Genomic DNA, 14,404 nt, shown 5'->3' with positions numbered 1-14,404 from the left:
GATTCAAATAAAATATACTAAAGGGAGACTTATTATGAAAATCACAAATGTTGAAACGTTCTTACTAGATGTCCCGTTAAAACAGAAAGCGATTACAGATTCGCAAACGCGTCTTGAATCTGTTGAATTTGTTGCTGTACGATTGGATACCGACGAAGGGATCACCGGATGGGGATTTAACTGGAATTACACAAAGGGAATGAGAGCGGTTCAAACTGTAATTGAAGATAATTATGCTCCTCTTCTAAAGGGGAGGGATCCGCTTGAACACAAGAATTTAATGAGAGATCTCTTCTATACGAATCACTTTATTGGGCGTGTAGGCATTACACAGGTTGGTCTTTGCGCAGTAGATCTTGCTTTGTGGGATATTCGGTTGAAACTTGCAAATCAACCTTTATGGAAATATTTAGGGTCATGCAAGACTAAAGTGAAGGCTTACAATACGGATGGCGGATGGTTATCATGGACCACTGATGAATTGATTCAAGACATGTCTAGTATTATTGATCGTGGTTTTGATGCTGTGAAAATGAAGCTCGGACGCCCTGATCCTCGTGAAGACTATGAACGGGTTAAAGCAGTAAGAAAGGCACTTGGTGATGACGTCAAACTAATGGTTGATGTTAATACGGTGTGGGATTTGAAAACAGCTATAACATGGGGACGGCGTTTAGAAGAATTTAATATTGAATGGTTAGAGGAACCCATGCATCCCTTTGATAAAAAAGCACATGCGGAGCTTGCCCATCGTTTGGATGTTCCGATAGCAGTGGGGGAGACGATTTATACAAAATATGATTTCCGAGACTATATTGAAATGGGTGCTGTTGACATTGTTCAAGCTGATTGTACCAAACTTTCAGGCATTGATGAATGGCTTGATGTTGCGGCTTTAGGACGCTGTTATAATTTGGAAGTTATTCCGCATACAAATGTCCAGCAAAAATTACATGTTCAACTTGCAGCTGTCACATCGAATGCCCCAATGGTTGAATATTGTTACGAATCATTGCTAGATATATGGGAGAATCCCATTAAAGTTATTGACGGTTATTATACACTTCCTGAAGAACCGGGATTAGGTTGTAAATTTACGAATAAAGTATTAGAAGACTATAGAATTGGTTAATAGAAAGTCACATTGTTTTTAATAGAGTCCATTTTTTAAGGTGGTGAGGGAATTGAAATTAAATGGTCAAGTGGCGATTGTTACAGGCGGTGCCAGTGGAATAGGTGAAGCAACGGTTGACCTTTTCACGGCTGAAGGTGCTAAAGTTGTGATTGCTGATCTCAATAAGGACAAATTAGAATCCGTCGTTAATCGGTTAAAAGCCCAAGGGCGAGAAGTGGTTGGGGTATGCGGTGATGTTTCAGAGGAAACGCAAGTGAAACATTTGATTAATACAACTATTAAAACCTTCGGAAAACTGGATGTCCTTTTTAACAATGCAGGAACGATTTTATCAAAGGGGATTGATGAAATAGAAAGCCATGAGTGGGATCGACTGTTTGAAGTTAATGTAAAAAGTATGTATTTAACCATTAAGTATAGCCTTTCCTTTTTAGAAAAAACGAAGGGTCGTATTGTTAACATGGCATCTATGACAGGTGTTGCGGGCCAAAGAAGAAATCCAGCGTATTCTGCCACCAAAGGAGCCGTCATTTCTTTAACCAAGTCATTGGCGGTTGATATGGCACCTAAAGGGGTGCGTATTAATGCCATATGTCCTGCAGGCGTCATGACTCCACTACTTGAAAGATGGCTCGAGGAACAACCAGATCCAGACCTAGCAAAACTTGAACAGGATCGTTCACACTTGTTGGGCTATACAGCGGAAGCTGAGGAAATAGCAAGTGTTGTGTTATTTCTTAGTAACCGGGATTCGAGTTTTATTACAGGTGAAGTTGTTACGGTCGATGGTGGTGCAACTCTAGGGTATGGCGCCGGTATTAAGGCGGAATGGAAATTTGTTTAAAAAAACTCTTTTAATAAAGGTATGAATAACTAAGGGAGAGGATTTTTGGTGAGATTAGAAAATAAAATAACTTTAATAACTGGCTCTGGTTCGGGAATTGGTAAAAGTACAGCGATCCTTTTTGCAAAAGAAGGGGCAACGGTGATCGTGAATGACCTTGATCCAATTAAAGGTGAGGAAACGGTTGCTAACATTATCCAGAATGGAGGAAAGGCCAGATTTATAAAAGCAGACGTTACCCATCCAGAATCTGTTCAAAGTATGGTCGAGGAGATCATAAATAAATATGGTCGAATTGATGTGTTATTTAACAACGCGGGTATCAGTGGTGTAGGCCGTCTGCATGAAGTTGATCCGGATGACTTTGATAGAGTGATTAACGTTAATGTTAAAGGGGTTTTTCTTGTTAGCAAATATGTTTTGCCTCATATGATGGAAAAAAGACAAGGTTCAATCATTAATATGTCCTCCTGCATTGCCGAAATAGGGTTAGCTAAAAGGGCTTCCTATTCGACATCTAAAGGAGCAGTTCTTGCTCTTACAAAATCAACTCAAGTAGATTATGCCCCATATAATATTCGAATTAATGCCCTTTTACCAGGTACTATTTTAACCCCTTTTGTTGAGAACTATTTAGAAAACTCCTATGATGATCCGGACGAAGCTCTTGAACAAATTAAAATGCGTCAGCTAAGTGGTGATCTAGGAAGACCAGAAGACGTTGCAAATGCTGCATTATTCTTAGCCTCGGATGAATCTAAATTTATGATGGGTTCTCCTTTATTTATTGATGGTGGAGTGACATTTGGTAAAAACGCTTAGTTTTTAAAGTCTCAGAAGGTATTTAAAAGGAGGAATAGCAAATGAAACTGCTTTCGATCGATAAAAATGGAACATACATACTCGGTGTTAAAACCGAGGAGGGAATTATTGATATGGAGGAGGCATTGAAAGAAGTGCCGTCACAGGATCTGACGTCGGATGTTATGGACGTGATACGAGGAGGTCAAGAAAGGCTCGCAAGTCTTCAAAACTATATCAATAATCTTGACAGATCAAACAAGACTTATGTCCTTAATGAAGAAACAATAGAATGGGGCCCCAGTGTGACACGGCCGAACAAAATTATATGTGTTGGACTCAATTATAGGAAACATGCCGATGAAACCAATGCCCCTTATCCTAAAATGCCAATTCTATTTAACAAATTTAACAATACTTTAACCGGACACAAAAAAGATATTGCCATACCAAAAGTGACAGACAAACTCGATTATGAAGTGGAATTAGCCGTTATTATTGGAAAAAAGGCAAAATATGTGAGCGAGGACGAAGCCTTAAATTATGTTTTCGGATATAGTACGTCCAATGATCTTTCGGCAAGAGATTTGCAATTAAAAACACCTCAGTGGCTGCCTGGTAAATCTTGTGATGATTTTAGCCCATTAGGTCCTTATTTAGTTTCGGCAGACGAGGTGAGAGAACCTAATAACTTATCTTTAAAGACAATTGTAAATGGAGAGGTTCGTCAAGAGTCCAATACCTCTGACATGATTTTTTCCTGTGCTGAAATTATCAGCTACATTTCGGACCATATGACATTAGAACCCGGTGACATTATTCTAACAGGAACACCAGAAGGAGTCGTACTAGGCTACCCCGAAGAAAAACAAGTCTATTTAAAACCCGGCGATGTCGTTACTGTTGAAGTTGAGAATCTAGGGAAACTAGAAAATAAATTTAAAAAAGAATAATAATGGCTTTTGAAGGTACACTCTGAAACATAAAGTTTATCAGAAATTGAAGAGCGTTGCTTTTGGATATGATTGGTACTCAATTAAGGAATAGTTTCTTATTTATATAAGTGAATTATAGTGAAGGAAGGGCTTAACTATTAATATTCAGATTGAGAAAACGATCAAAGACTATTTACAGGAAATTGACGAAGTTATAAGAGATGGAAAGTACAAAGATGATTGGGATTCTCTTGGACAATATAAAGTAGCAGAATGGTACCAAAATGCCAAATTTGGATTATTTATTCATTGGGGCGTTTACTCTGTTCCTGCTTTTGGTAATGAGTGGTATCCGAGAAACATGTATATTCAAGGCTCCAAAGAGTATGACCATCATATTAAGACTTATGGAAAACAAAAAGAGTTTGGTTACAAAGATTTTATTCCAATGTTCAAGGCAGAAAAATTTGATGCTGAGGAATGGGCAAGCCTTTTTGAAAGGGCAGGAGCAAAGTATGTGATGCCAGTTGCGGAACATCATGATGGTTTCCAAATGTATAAAAGTAATGTGTCTAAATATAATGCCTATGAAATGGGACCTAAACGTGATATTTTAGGTGAACTTAGACAATCACTTGAGAAAAGAAACATCCCTCTTTGTGCGTCTACCCATAGAATTGAACATTGGTTCTTCATGGGACATGGAAAAGACTTTGACAGCGATATTAAAGAACCATTAGAAAGAGGAGACTTTTATTGGGCAGCCATGCCTGAACCCAATCATCATGACTTATTTAGTCCCTCCCCATCTAAAGAATTCATGGAAGATTGGTTAGTTCGAACTTGTGAAATCGTAGACCGTTACCGACCCAAGATTGTCTACTTTGATTGGTGGATTCAGCACCATGCGGTCAAGCCTTATTTAAAAAAGTTTGCAGCTTATTATTATAACCGTGCGAATGAATGGGGGATCGAAGTTGCGATCAATTATAAGCATGATGCCTTCATGTTTGGAAGTGCAGTAGTTGATATAGAGAGAGGGCAATTTTCAGAACAGAAGCCCTATTTTTGGCAAACAGATACCTCTGTAGCCAAAAATTCATGGTGTTATACTAAAAATAACGACTACAAGCAACCTAATGAGATTATTTGTGATCTTGTAGATATTGTAAGTAAAAATGGAACCTTATTACTCAATATTGGACCAAAATCTGATGGAACGATTCCTGATGAGGATAAATCTATTTTATTGGAAATTGGGAGATGGCTTGAAATAAATGGAGAGGCCATTTATAGTAGTAAAGTTTGGAGAAAGTATGGGGAAGGTCCCACAAAAGTTATTGAAGGGCAGTTTACTGATAGCGTTTCAAAACATTTTACACCACAAGATATCCGCTTTACTGTTAATGGCTCGTATTTGTACGCAATTGTTTTGAACTATCCCAAAAACGGTGAAGTGATCATAGAATCTCTAGGGGAGAAAGACGCTTCAAAGCTTCCTCACTTCCATGGAGTAATAAAGGGCATTACAGTATTAGGGTTTGAAGAGCAGCCTCAGTGGAGCAGAGGTGAAAATGGCCTAATGATTAAAACGAACAAAGTATCAAGTGATCAACCCGTCGTTTTTAAAATACAAGTGGACTAATATTATAAACAGATTTTTCATGGGCTAGGATGCGATCGTACGTTTAGGGGGGATGACAGATGATGAGGAAGAATAAATTTTTGAGCAAAATTCCTTATTACTCAAACGCCAATTGAAAGGCATAATCGAGATTTATTGTTGGGCTTGGAAAAATGGGAAATGAAATCATGTTACCATGACTTCGACGCTTCAAAATATAGGTATGTAGGTGATCTTTGATTTAAATGGAAATAAATCAGGAAGTATGAATCGGCCGGTTTCAAAAACTATTTAAAATCGTTGAACTTATTATTGTCAAACCTTTTTTGTGTGATCGAGGCTGGGACAAAACTAAACTAACTGACTTAAATTCCGAACACTAAATTTTTATTAGACACAAACAAATAGGAAGCGCAGTCAAAATACGGAGACTCCTGCTCGAACCGCACGTGTCCGAAGACCCCGCAAGCAAGCATTTTCCTTGCTGAGGAGGCTTGGGCCGTGCCCACGGAAAGCAACGTATTTTGACTAGCGTTTCATAAGTGACTTAACTTATAAATGAAAGACCGAACCCATCACGTTAAACAGTGAATAAGTTCGGTTTTTTCTATTCGTCAACTACTTCTGTCCCAGCCTCTTATAATTTTTGGTCCAGACCCAAGAGGTATCTGGTTAACGTCTCATATATAGTATCTACAATTAGATATAAGCGGCATAAGTAAGGCAATCAAAATAGCAAAGATTAGGAGGGCTGAGTACTATGGTGCTCAGTTTCTCTTTTGGTAAAGCTAGAAAGCTGCTAGGTGCCAGTTGGTGAGATTCCATACTGTGTAACTTTCTGACTGTTGTGTAATAATCCAAAGGTCGAATCTGTTACACAGTGACACTCTTAGTCATGGAGAAAAATGGCGGATTGGCATTTGAAATTCTCCAGTCATTACATACAAACAGCGTCGAAATCACAGGATTTGAAGGGAACCGTTCTACGTATTCCTTCTTGAATAATCAGCAGTTTGCCAATTATCTAAAATGAAGTTAAAAAAATGGACGATTATGATAATTCCATGCTTAAATAAGCAGAAGGAGGATTTTTAATCGATGTCAATCGCCAATCGAAGTTACGGAAGCGCTGACATTCATCACTCGAAAATAATAAAACTCGAGCGCAGAGTAATATAATTTTCTGTTACAACTGAATATTGTGGAGGAAAGGTTATGGAACGCAGACAACTCACCGAGGGCCCGATTTACCGAACTGTTTTTTTCTTTTCTTTACCTTTGTTGCTCGGCAACATTTTGCAGTCATTAAATGGAACCATTAATTCCATCTGGGTCGGCCACTATTTAGGTGCCGATGCTTTCGCAGCAACGGCGAATGTCAATAATATCAATTTTCTAGTTTTTAGTTTAACGTTTGGCATTGCGATGGCGTCTTCAATCGTTGTCGGACAGCACTACGGCGCTAAAAGATATGACGAAGCCAAACGCGTAATTGGAACTGGATTTACCTTTTTTCTCTTGTTTTCTCTTGTCATTACCGTTCTTAGTGAAGTTTTTGCCACTGATCTCCTCGGATTGTTGCATACACCAAAATCGGTCATGCCATACGCAGTCCCTTATTTAAGAACTTTTATGATAACGGTTACGTTTGGAAACTTGTACAACTTTATAACAATGGCGTTACGGGGTGCCGGTGATTCAAAAACACCTTTTTATTTTCTATTAGTTTCGGTAGTGATCGATACCGTTATGAATCCAGTATTGATTTTTGGTCTTGGTCCTTTTCCGAAGATGGGAATTGAGGGGTCGGCAACTGCGACATTATTGGCGCAATTTATTTGTTTGTCCTGTTTAATTAGTTTTCTCTATTATATTAATCACCCATTGTCACTTCGCGTTAAAGAGCTAAGGTATTTATTGCCAATTCCAAATTTAGTGAAGCTCATGACACAACGCGGCATGTCGATGGGGCTTCAGATGATGGTGGCTTCTACGAGTTCTATGGCGCTGATCGACTTGGTAAACACGTTTGGCTCCACGGCAGTAGCTGCGTTTAGTGCCTCAATGAACATTACGAATTATATCAGCATGCCGGCGATGGCGATCGGCGCTTCTGTCTCGAATATTTGTTCACAAAATGTTGGCGCTAACCAGTGGGATCGAGTCAAGCGTACATTTGAAGCGGGTCTTGTGTACAACCTGGTTATGACAGGTGCACTTGCAGGACTTGTCTATTTATTCAACAAAGATATATTACACTTGTTTGTTACGGAGCCTGCTGTTGTTCAACTTGGAATACATGTTAATGATGTTACAGCCTGGAGTTTTATTTTGTTTGGAGTCATGAATATTCTTGTGAGCACAGTGCGCTCTACTGGTGCTGTTTTATTCCCATTGCTCATTTCATTTGTGACTCTATGGGTGATTCGTATTCCATTTTCTTATCTTTTCGCTTACCACTTAGGAATTAATTGGGTTTGGTGGAGCTTCCCAATTAGTTTCATTGTTTCAGATATTTTACTATTTATTTATTATTTTAACGGAGGATGGAAGCGGATCAACCTAAATAAGTTGTATGGAACAGGAGAAAAAATGGAGGAATCCCACTGATACAAGGGAATAGGGCCACTCAAGTCTACATGTAGAAGATCGTGTGACTGGAAATAAAATTGGATCGTCGTTTTCGGCTAGATGCGGCCTAGAACGACGGTTTTGTTTTTTGTTGAGGGCATTATAGTGTAAGCATCAGATAGCAGCACCCCACCAAAAGTTTAAGGTGGGGATTTCGATTTGATTTAGCGCTATTCTACTTGAACCTAAGTGGACTTGAAAATCCAAGAAGGTCCAGCGCCGACCACTAGCGAGCGTGCTCAATCCTAAAAGGTTGAGGAAAAATCTGAGAAGGTTTGTCAAAAATCTTAAAAGGTGGCAGAAAAATCACAGAAGCTCTAACCCTGCCCACATGCAAGGGAGCGAAATTCGAGAAGCTTCCCCATTTATCCAAGAAGGTCACCAAAAAATCCGAGAAGGTCCAGCACTGACCGCAAGCGAGCGTGCTCAATCCTAAAAGGTTGAGGAAAAATCAAAGAAGGTTACTCAAAAATCATAGAAGGTCGGCGCAAAATCTGAGAAGGTCCAGCGCCGACCACAAGCGAGCGTGCTCAATCCTAAAAGGTTGAAGAAAAATCCTAGAAGGTTACACAAAAATCCTAGAAGGTCCGCCAAAAATCCAAGAAGGTCGGCGCAAAATCTGAGAAGGTCCTGTGCCGACCAAAAGCGAGCGTGCCCAATCCTAAAAGGTTGAGGAAAAATCAAAGAAGGTTACGCAAAAATCCTAAAAGGTCGGCCAAAAATCCGAGAAGGTCGGCGCAAAATCCGAGAAGGTCCAGCACTGACCGCAAGCGAGCGTGCCCAATCCTAAAAGGTTGAGGAAAAATCAAAGAAGGTTACGCGAAAATCCTAAAAGGTCGGTCAAAAATCCAAGAAGGTCGGCGCAAAATCCGAGAAGGTCGAGCGCCGACCAAAAGCGAGCATGCTCAATCCTAAAAGGTTGAAGAAAAATCATAGAAGGTTACACAAAAATCCTAAAAGGTCGGCGCAAAATCCGAGAAGGTCCAGCACTAACTGCAAGCGAGCGTGCTCAATCCTAAAAGGTTGAGGCAAAATCAAAGAAGGTTACACAAAAATCATAGAAGGTCCGCCAAAAATCCGAGAAGGTCTGAAATTCTATTTCGACCGATCAATAGTCGATTAGTCCTTTCAATCGCCCAGCTTAGTTGTGGTTACGAAGATTTTCCTTATCATATCTGGGATCTGCCAGACGATGCGAAAAGCCTAGAGATCGGCATCAACATGGTGCATAAACTTATCTTTAGCGGGGATCTTACTGAAGAATTCGAATCCTATCGAGATATTTTAGAAATCATTTTGTCCCAGTACAAATTTCACCTGTCTGAAATGTTCCGCTCTAACATCAAGTAGGCCAGCTGCAAGGAGAACGTTTGTTTCTCTCAGGGTCAGTGCTGGACCTTCTCAGATTTTGCGCCTTACCCTTTACCAAGTGGTTCAGTTACTATTACGCCGAGGTATCTAGAGAACTGTGTTGAGATTAGTGGTAAGGATTTTATTGACAATCTGTTTATATTCAAAGGCTCTTTCCATTCTATTCAATCCATTCTTTTAAAGGTTCTCCCCATTATTTCCTTTGTCATTTCTTATATACAAGACACCATTAACAATCGATGTAGTTCGTTTCGTCACAAAAGTAAAACACAAAACGTTTTGGGTACAAAGTGGAATTTGGGATGGTCAATTGTTCTTTTTTTAAAAATTGACATTTAATTTTTATAATTCTAATATTAGTTTATAGTTTTAATTTTGGAATTTTAATTCCGCATAATGGAATAGAGGGGGCTTGAAATGGAGAAGCAGGATCAAAAGTTAGCGAGTACGCTAACTTTTAGGGATCTTTATTCAATGGGAGTGGCTGCGCTCATTGGGACGGGGATTTTTGTTGTAACAGGTGTTGCGGCTAAACCAGCTGGTGCCGGCTTGTTTGTCAGTTTTATTATTGCGGGAATCATTGCCATTTTTACAGCTTTGTCTTACGCCGAACTATCATCGATGTTTCCTCAGGCGGGGGCGAGTTACGTCTATTGCAGACAGGCATTCTCGGAGCTCGGGAAAAAGGCAGGAGATTTTGTAGGGGCTATTATTGGTTGGACTATGATGACGCAGTATGTGGCGGTTGGGGCAGCGGTTTGGTTGGGATTTGGTCTCTATGCCCGTTATTTTGCACCAGGACTATCTACGACATCTTGGGCTGTGATTATTGGGATATTAACAGTAGCCATGTTGTATTTAGGCATTTCCTTATCCAAAAATGTCATTAATATTCTTGTTTTTTTCAAGGTTTTGGCACTGCTCATTTTTATTGTTATTGGGATTATGCATCCTAAACTTCCTATGCCCATCCATCAACACCCATTTTTACCGAATGGAGTTGGTGGTTTAATGGCAGCCGCTGCGCTGATTGCATTTGGTCAAATACATATTGATGCTATCACGACTCTAGCAGAAGAAGCGAAACGGCCCTATAAGGATATTCCTCGCGCAACGGTGTGGGCTATTATAAGTGTTGTCATTTTATATAGTTTGGTAGGCTGGGTTGTCGTGACACTTGTTCCAGTAAATGTTCTGCCAACATTAAGTGCTCCTCTGGCATCGGCTTTGGCCGCTGTAACATCCGGTTGGGCATCTAACTTTGTAGCAGCAGCTGGTATTGCAGCAACCATTACATCTGGGATTGGTTGTTTAATAGGCGGACCGCGTGTTGGTTTGGCTATGGCGAGAAGCGGTCATCTTTGGGGCTTTTTTGGTGGAATTCATCCAAAGTTTAAATCACCAAGCGCAGCAACCCTAATTTGTGGTATCTTTGCTATTTTACTAACCCTCACAGGAAATCTAGGTCTTGTTTCATCAGCTGGTGTTTTCACCGCTTTGGTCGTTTTCTTGGGGGTGAATGTGTCAGTCATTATACTTCGTCAAAAGAGAAAAGATCAGCCGAGACCATTTAAAATTCCATTAGGTAATACATTTCCGATTCTCGCAATTATCGGTACACTTGCTGAGATGTATTACATCACTCCAAAAGCCATTCTTTGGGGAATCATTTGGTTGGCAACAGGTGTCGTCATTTATTTTATTAACAAGGCTACGAACAAGAATGCACATACGACTCAAAAAAAATCAGCCTAATTAATGTCTAGGAGAAAAACGATGACTGACTTTGTGAGCAAGAATAATAGTGTGGAAAAAGGACTCGAGTTATTAGAGTGTTTTAATCATGCCCATCCCTTTTTAACCTTGGAAGAACTGGTAGAGAAAACAGGCTTTCCTAAGACAACAACGTTTAGATTACTTAAGTCTCTTGAAAAATATGGCTATATCAAAAGCCATAAAAGGTATAAAGAAACGTTATATTCATTGGGCTGGGCATTTCTTAGTAAATCTAATATCGTCCTCAACCAGCTCAATATTCGGGAACAAGCTCATGACGATATGGTTCGGCTTCGAAATGAGACAGGGCTGATGGTGCAGCTGGTTATTCGAGATGGGGAAGAAGCGGTTTACATTGATCAAATTGAATCCTTAAATCCAATCAAGATCTACCCTCAGGTAGGCAGGAGAGCTCCTTTATACGCGGCCGCTTGCCCTAGGACTTTACTGGCATTTTTAAGTTTGACAGAGCAGGAGCGTATTTTAAATCAAATCGATTATTCGTTGTATCCTAGAATTCCAAAAAAAGAAAGACTGCAAGAAGAATTACTCCATGTTAAGGAAAAGGGGATTGCTATAAGCTATGGGGAACTTCATGAGGGAACAATTGCCGTTGCTTCTCCGATCCTAATTTCAGATCAAGATGTCATAGCGGCAATCAGTGTGGCTGGCTTAGAACGTGAATTTGTTAACAAAGGTGATCTTGATCAGTGTATTGATTTAGTGAGAGAGACAGCAACTCGTCTTTCTAAGAAAATCCAAGTAAGAATCTAAAAAATAGATATGAGAAGGAGAGGCCAAGTATGAAGGATGTTTGGTTACAAAACAATAAATGGTCCGATGTTGAAGCTTATTTAGAGGAGAAGAAGACGATTATCATCCCTGTTGGAAGCACCGAGCAGCATGCGCTTCATTTACCGCTTGGTACTGATACGTTTGTCGCAAGGGATGTTGCTGAAGCTGCAGCAGAAAAAACAGGAACACTGGTTGCTCCGCCCACTTGGTTTGGACTGGCTCCGCATCACATGGCCTATCCCGGAACGATTACGCTCCGACCTGAAACTTTGACCAATCTCTTAGTGGATATGTTACAAAGTTTGGTCTATCACGGTTTTGAAAAAATCATTATCCTTAACGGGCATCGAGAAGCTAATCTGCCACCGATAAAGAATGCAGCAGTTAAAATTCGGAATCACACAGGTTCTTTTGTAGCGGTTGCAGACCCATTCTATATTGCAAGAACCATAGGGGCCGAATTGATGGCACCGAATCCTGGTGCACCGGGGCACGCAGCTGGATTGGAAACCTCCCATATGCTGTATTTACATCCAGAACTATGCGACATGACTAAGGCGATTGAAAATAACAGCACAAGTCATCGTTATTTCAATCATGACCCATTCATAGAAGGAGATTCGGTCTTTGTACCAAGCGACGTCGCCACCTATCGCGCGAAAACCAAAAATATCGGAGTCGTCGGTGACGCCACCGTATCAAACAAAGAAAACGGAGAGATCTACCATTACAAACTGGTTGATAACCTAGTCGAGCTTATCCGCCACTGCGAAGAAGATATCCACGTCACACTAAGGAATAAAACTATTCCGTTGTAAATTTTTAATGCTAACAGGAGAGCGAACTATTAAAAGATTGGTAAGAAAACTGAGTGCTGTGGTACTCAGTTTTCACTTTCTTGGAGCTTGAATTTATTTAAGGCTGAAGTGGTTAACAGGGATAGGAGTAAATATGGCTAAATTGAACAGGTTCATGTCTGTTTCGGCAATGATTTAATTTTTCAAAAATAATAAAATTTCTATATAACATAAAGGGGGGAGGGGAAAGGTTGAAAGTCATTTTAATTTCTTTAGATACCTTGAGAGCTGACCATTTAGGCTGTTATGGTTATCATTTGCCAACTAGCCCACATCTAGATGAAATAGCAAGACAAGGTATTATTTTTGAAAACGCTTTCGCATCTGATATCCCTACAGAAGTTGCCCATACGAGCCTCTTTACAGGAAAAGTAGGTTTAACCACAGGAATTGTAGCCCATGGCTCGAATTCGCAATACTTACCTAAAAATGTCGAATGGTTGCCAAATCTCCTAAGAGCATCTGGCTATCTAACAGGTGCAATAGATAATCTGTATCATTTAAAAGAATGGTTTGCGAGAGGTTACAATTATTATATTAATACAAAAGGAGAAAAGAGATGGATTGATGGTCAAGATATTAATAATTTAGCTAAACCATGGATCAAAGCACACAAAGACGAAGATTTCTTTTTATTTTTACACTACTGGGACCCGCATACACCCTATTTACCTCCACAACAATACATTTCGCCATTTTATAGTAATGAACGAAATCCTTCAGACCCCGAAAACATGAGTATGAGAGAAGCTTTTCATCATCGGGCATACCCCTTCTTTAAATATCATCATTATGATTTATTAGGTGGAATAACGGATGCCGATTATGTAAGCGCTCTCTACAATGCTGAAATTCGATACTTAGATGATTTAATTAAAGATTTGGATTTACATTTACAAGGATTAGGAATAAAGGAAGAGACCTTATTAATTCTATTTGGTGACCATGGCGAAAGTTTAACTGAACATAATATTTTTTGGGATCACTGCGGTTTGTATGACGCGACGGTCCACGTGCCGGTCATTATGCGTTGGCCAGAAAAAATACCAAGTGACATCAGATCGACTGACCTTATTCAGCATGCCGATATTATGCCAACAATATTAGAAGCCTTAAATCTTAATATACCTAATGGACTCGACGGTGAATCTTTGTGGCCATTAATAGAGGGGAAACATAGAAATTATCGAAAAGAAATATTTCTCAGTGAATGTTCATGGCAGGCAGCTAGAGGGATTCGAACTAAAGAATATAAGTATATCAAAACATTTGATTCAGGGCCTTTTATTCGACCAAAACAAGAATTATATAATTTAATGTCGGATCCAAATGAAAAGATTAACTTAGCTGACTCATTACCAGACCTAACGACCAGATTTGAAGAAAAGTTAGCTGAATGGACGAGGGGAAAATTAGGTGACAGAGAAGACCCTATGCAAGCCATTCTTAGAGAAGAGGGTTTACCTTTTAAGAATAGAATTGAAAAAATTCTTTTACACTTTGGCATTACTTGGGAGGATTGGTGTGAAAACCCTGACCCATCCAGGTTGGAGGTTAGATCTATACCTCATTGATTTTATTTACTGAAAATTATGTTTTTTACACCGGTCTTTTTAAAAATTATTAAGAGGTGAG

10 protein-coding genes are annotated in these 14,404 nt (G+C 39.6%); all 10 read left to right on the top strand.

Translation table 11 applies throughout. From position 1 onward, the window contains the following. Positions 1–34 precede the first annotated feature (34 nt). Complete coding sequence (locus PU629_RS12920) at positions 35–1,132, top strand: mandelate racemase/muconate lactonizing enzyme family protein (RefSeq protein WP_275280481.1); 1,098 nt, start codon at positions 35–37, stop codon at positions 1,130–1,132. Positions 1,133–1,184: 52 nt separating this feature from the next. After that, positions 1,185–1,979 carry an SDR family NAD(P)-dependent oxidoreductase gene (locus tag PU629_RS12915; RefSeq protein ID WP_275280480.1) on the top strand — a complete coding sequence of 265 codons (795 nt, stop codon included), beginning with the start codon at positions 1,185–1,187 and terminating at the stop codon, positions 1,977–1,979. Positions 1,980–2,027: 48 nt separating this feature from the next. Beyond that, positions 2,028–2,801, top strand: coding sequence for an SDR family NAD(P)-dependent oxidoreductase (locus PU629_RS12910; RefSeq protein ID WP_275284422.1), 774 nt, complete (start codon positions 2,028–2,030; stop codon positions 2,799–2,801). Positions 2,802–2,842: 41 nt separating this feature from the next. After that, a complete protein-coding gene (locus PU629_RS12905; RefSeq protein WP_275280479.1) occupies positions 2,843–3,733 on the top strand; it encodes a fumarylacetoacetate hydrolase family protein in 891 nt (296 codons plus the stop codon). Between the two features lie 139 nt (positions 3,734–3,872). Continuing rightward, positions 3,873–5,360, top strand: coding sequence for an alpha-L-fucosidase (locus tag PU629_RS12900; RefSeq protein WP_343076317.1), 1,488 nt, complete (start codon positions 3,873–3,875; stop codon positions 5,358–5,360). Positions 5,361–6,554: 1,194 nt separating this feature from the next. After that, the gene (locus PU629_RS12895) at positions 6,555–7,949 is read left to right on the top strand and encodes an MATE family efflux transporter (protein ID WP_275280478.1); all 1,395 of its coding nucleotides are present in this window, start codon (positions 6,555–6,557) and stop codon (positions 7,947–7,949) included. Between the two features lie 1,809 nt (positions 7,950–9,758). Beyond that, on the top strand, positions 9,759–11,096 hold the full coding sequence (locus tag PU629_RS12890) for an APC family permease (protein ID WP_275280477.1): 1,338 nt from the start codon (positions 9,759–9,761) through the stop codon (positions 11,094–11,096). A 21-nt stretch (positions 11,097–11,117) separates the two neighbouring features. Continuing rightward, entirely contained in the window at positions 11,118–11,891 is a 774-nt protein-coding gene (locus tag PU629_RS12885) for an IclR family transcriptional regulator (RefSeq protein WP_275280476.1), read from the top strand. A gap of 29 nt (positions 11,892–11,920) precedes the next feature. Beyond that, positions 11,921–12,730 (top strand): creatininase family protein, encoded by an 810-nt coding sequence (locus PU629_RS12880; protein ID WP_275280475.1) that lies wholly within the window; start codon positions 11,921–11,923, stop codon positions 12,728–12,730. A 230-nt stretch (positions 12,731–12,960) separates the two neighbouring features. Next, entirely contained in the window at positions 12,961–14,343 is a 1,383-nt protein-coding gene (locus PU629_RS12875; protein WP_275280474.1) for a sulfatase family protein, read from the top strand. Positions 14,344–14,404: the final 61 nt, after the last annotated feature.

The organism is Pullulanibacillus sp. KACC 23026, from assembly GCF_029094525.1.
GTDB lineage: Bacteria > Bacillota > Bacilli > Bacillales > Sporolactobacillaceae > KACC-23026.
Note: the sequence above shows the minus strand (reverse complement) of the source record. Positions and strands in the feature narration are given on the sequence as shown.

Coding starts and splice junctions, on each gene's coding strand:
- PU629_RS12890 (WP_275280477.1), top strand. CDS start 9,759: ATGGAGAAGCAGGATCAAAAGTTAGCGAGTACGCTAACTTTTAGGGAT.
- PU629_RS12880 (WP_275280475.1), top strand. CDS start 11,921: ATGAAGGATGTTTGGTTACAAAACAATAAATGGTCCGATGTTGAAGCT.
- PU629_RS12905 (WP_275280479.1), top strand. CDS start 2,843: ATGAAACTGCTTTCGATCGATAAAAATGGAACATACATACTCGGTGTT.
- PU629_RS12885 (WP_275280476.1), top strand. CDS start 11,118: ATGACTGACTTTGTGAGCAAGAATAATAGTGTGGAAAAAGGACTCGAG.
- PU629_RS12920 (WP_275280481.1), top strand. CDS start 35: ATGAAAATCACAAATGTTGAAACGTTCTTACTAGATGTCCCGTTAAAA.
- PU629_RS12895 (WP_275280478.1), top strand. CDS start 6,555: ATGGAACGCAGACAACTCACCGAGGGCCCGATTTACCGAACTGTTTTT.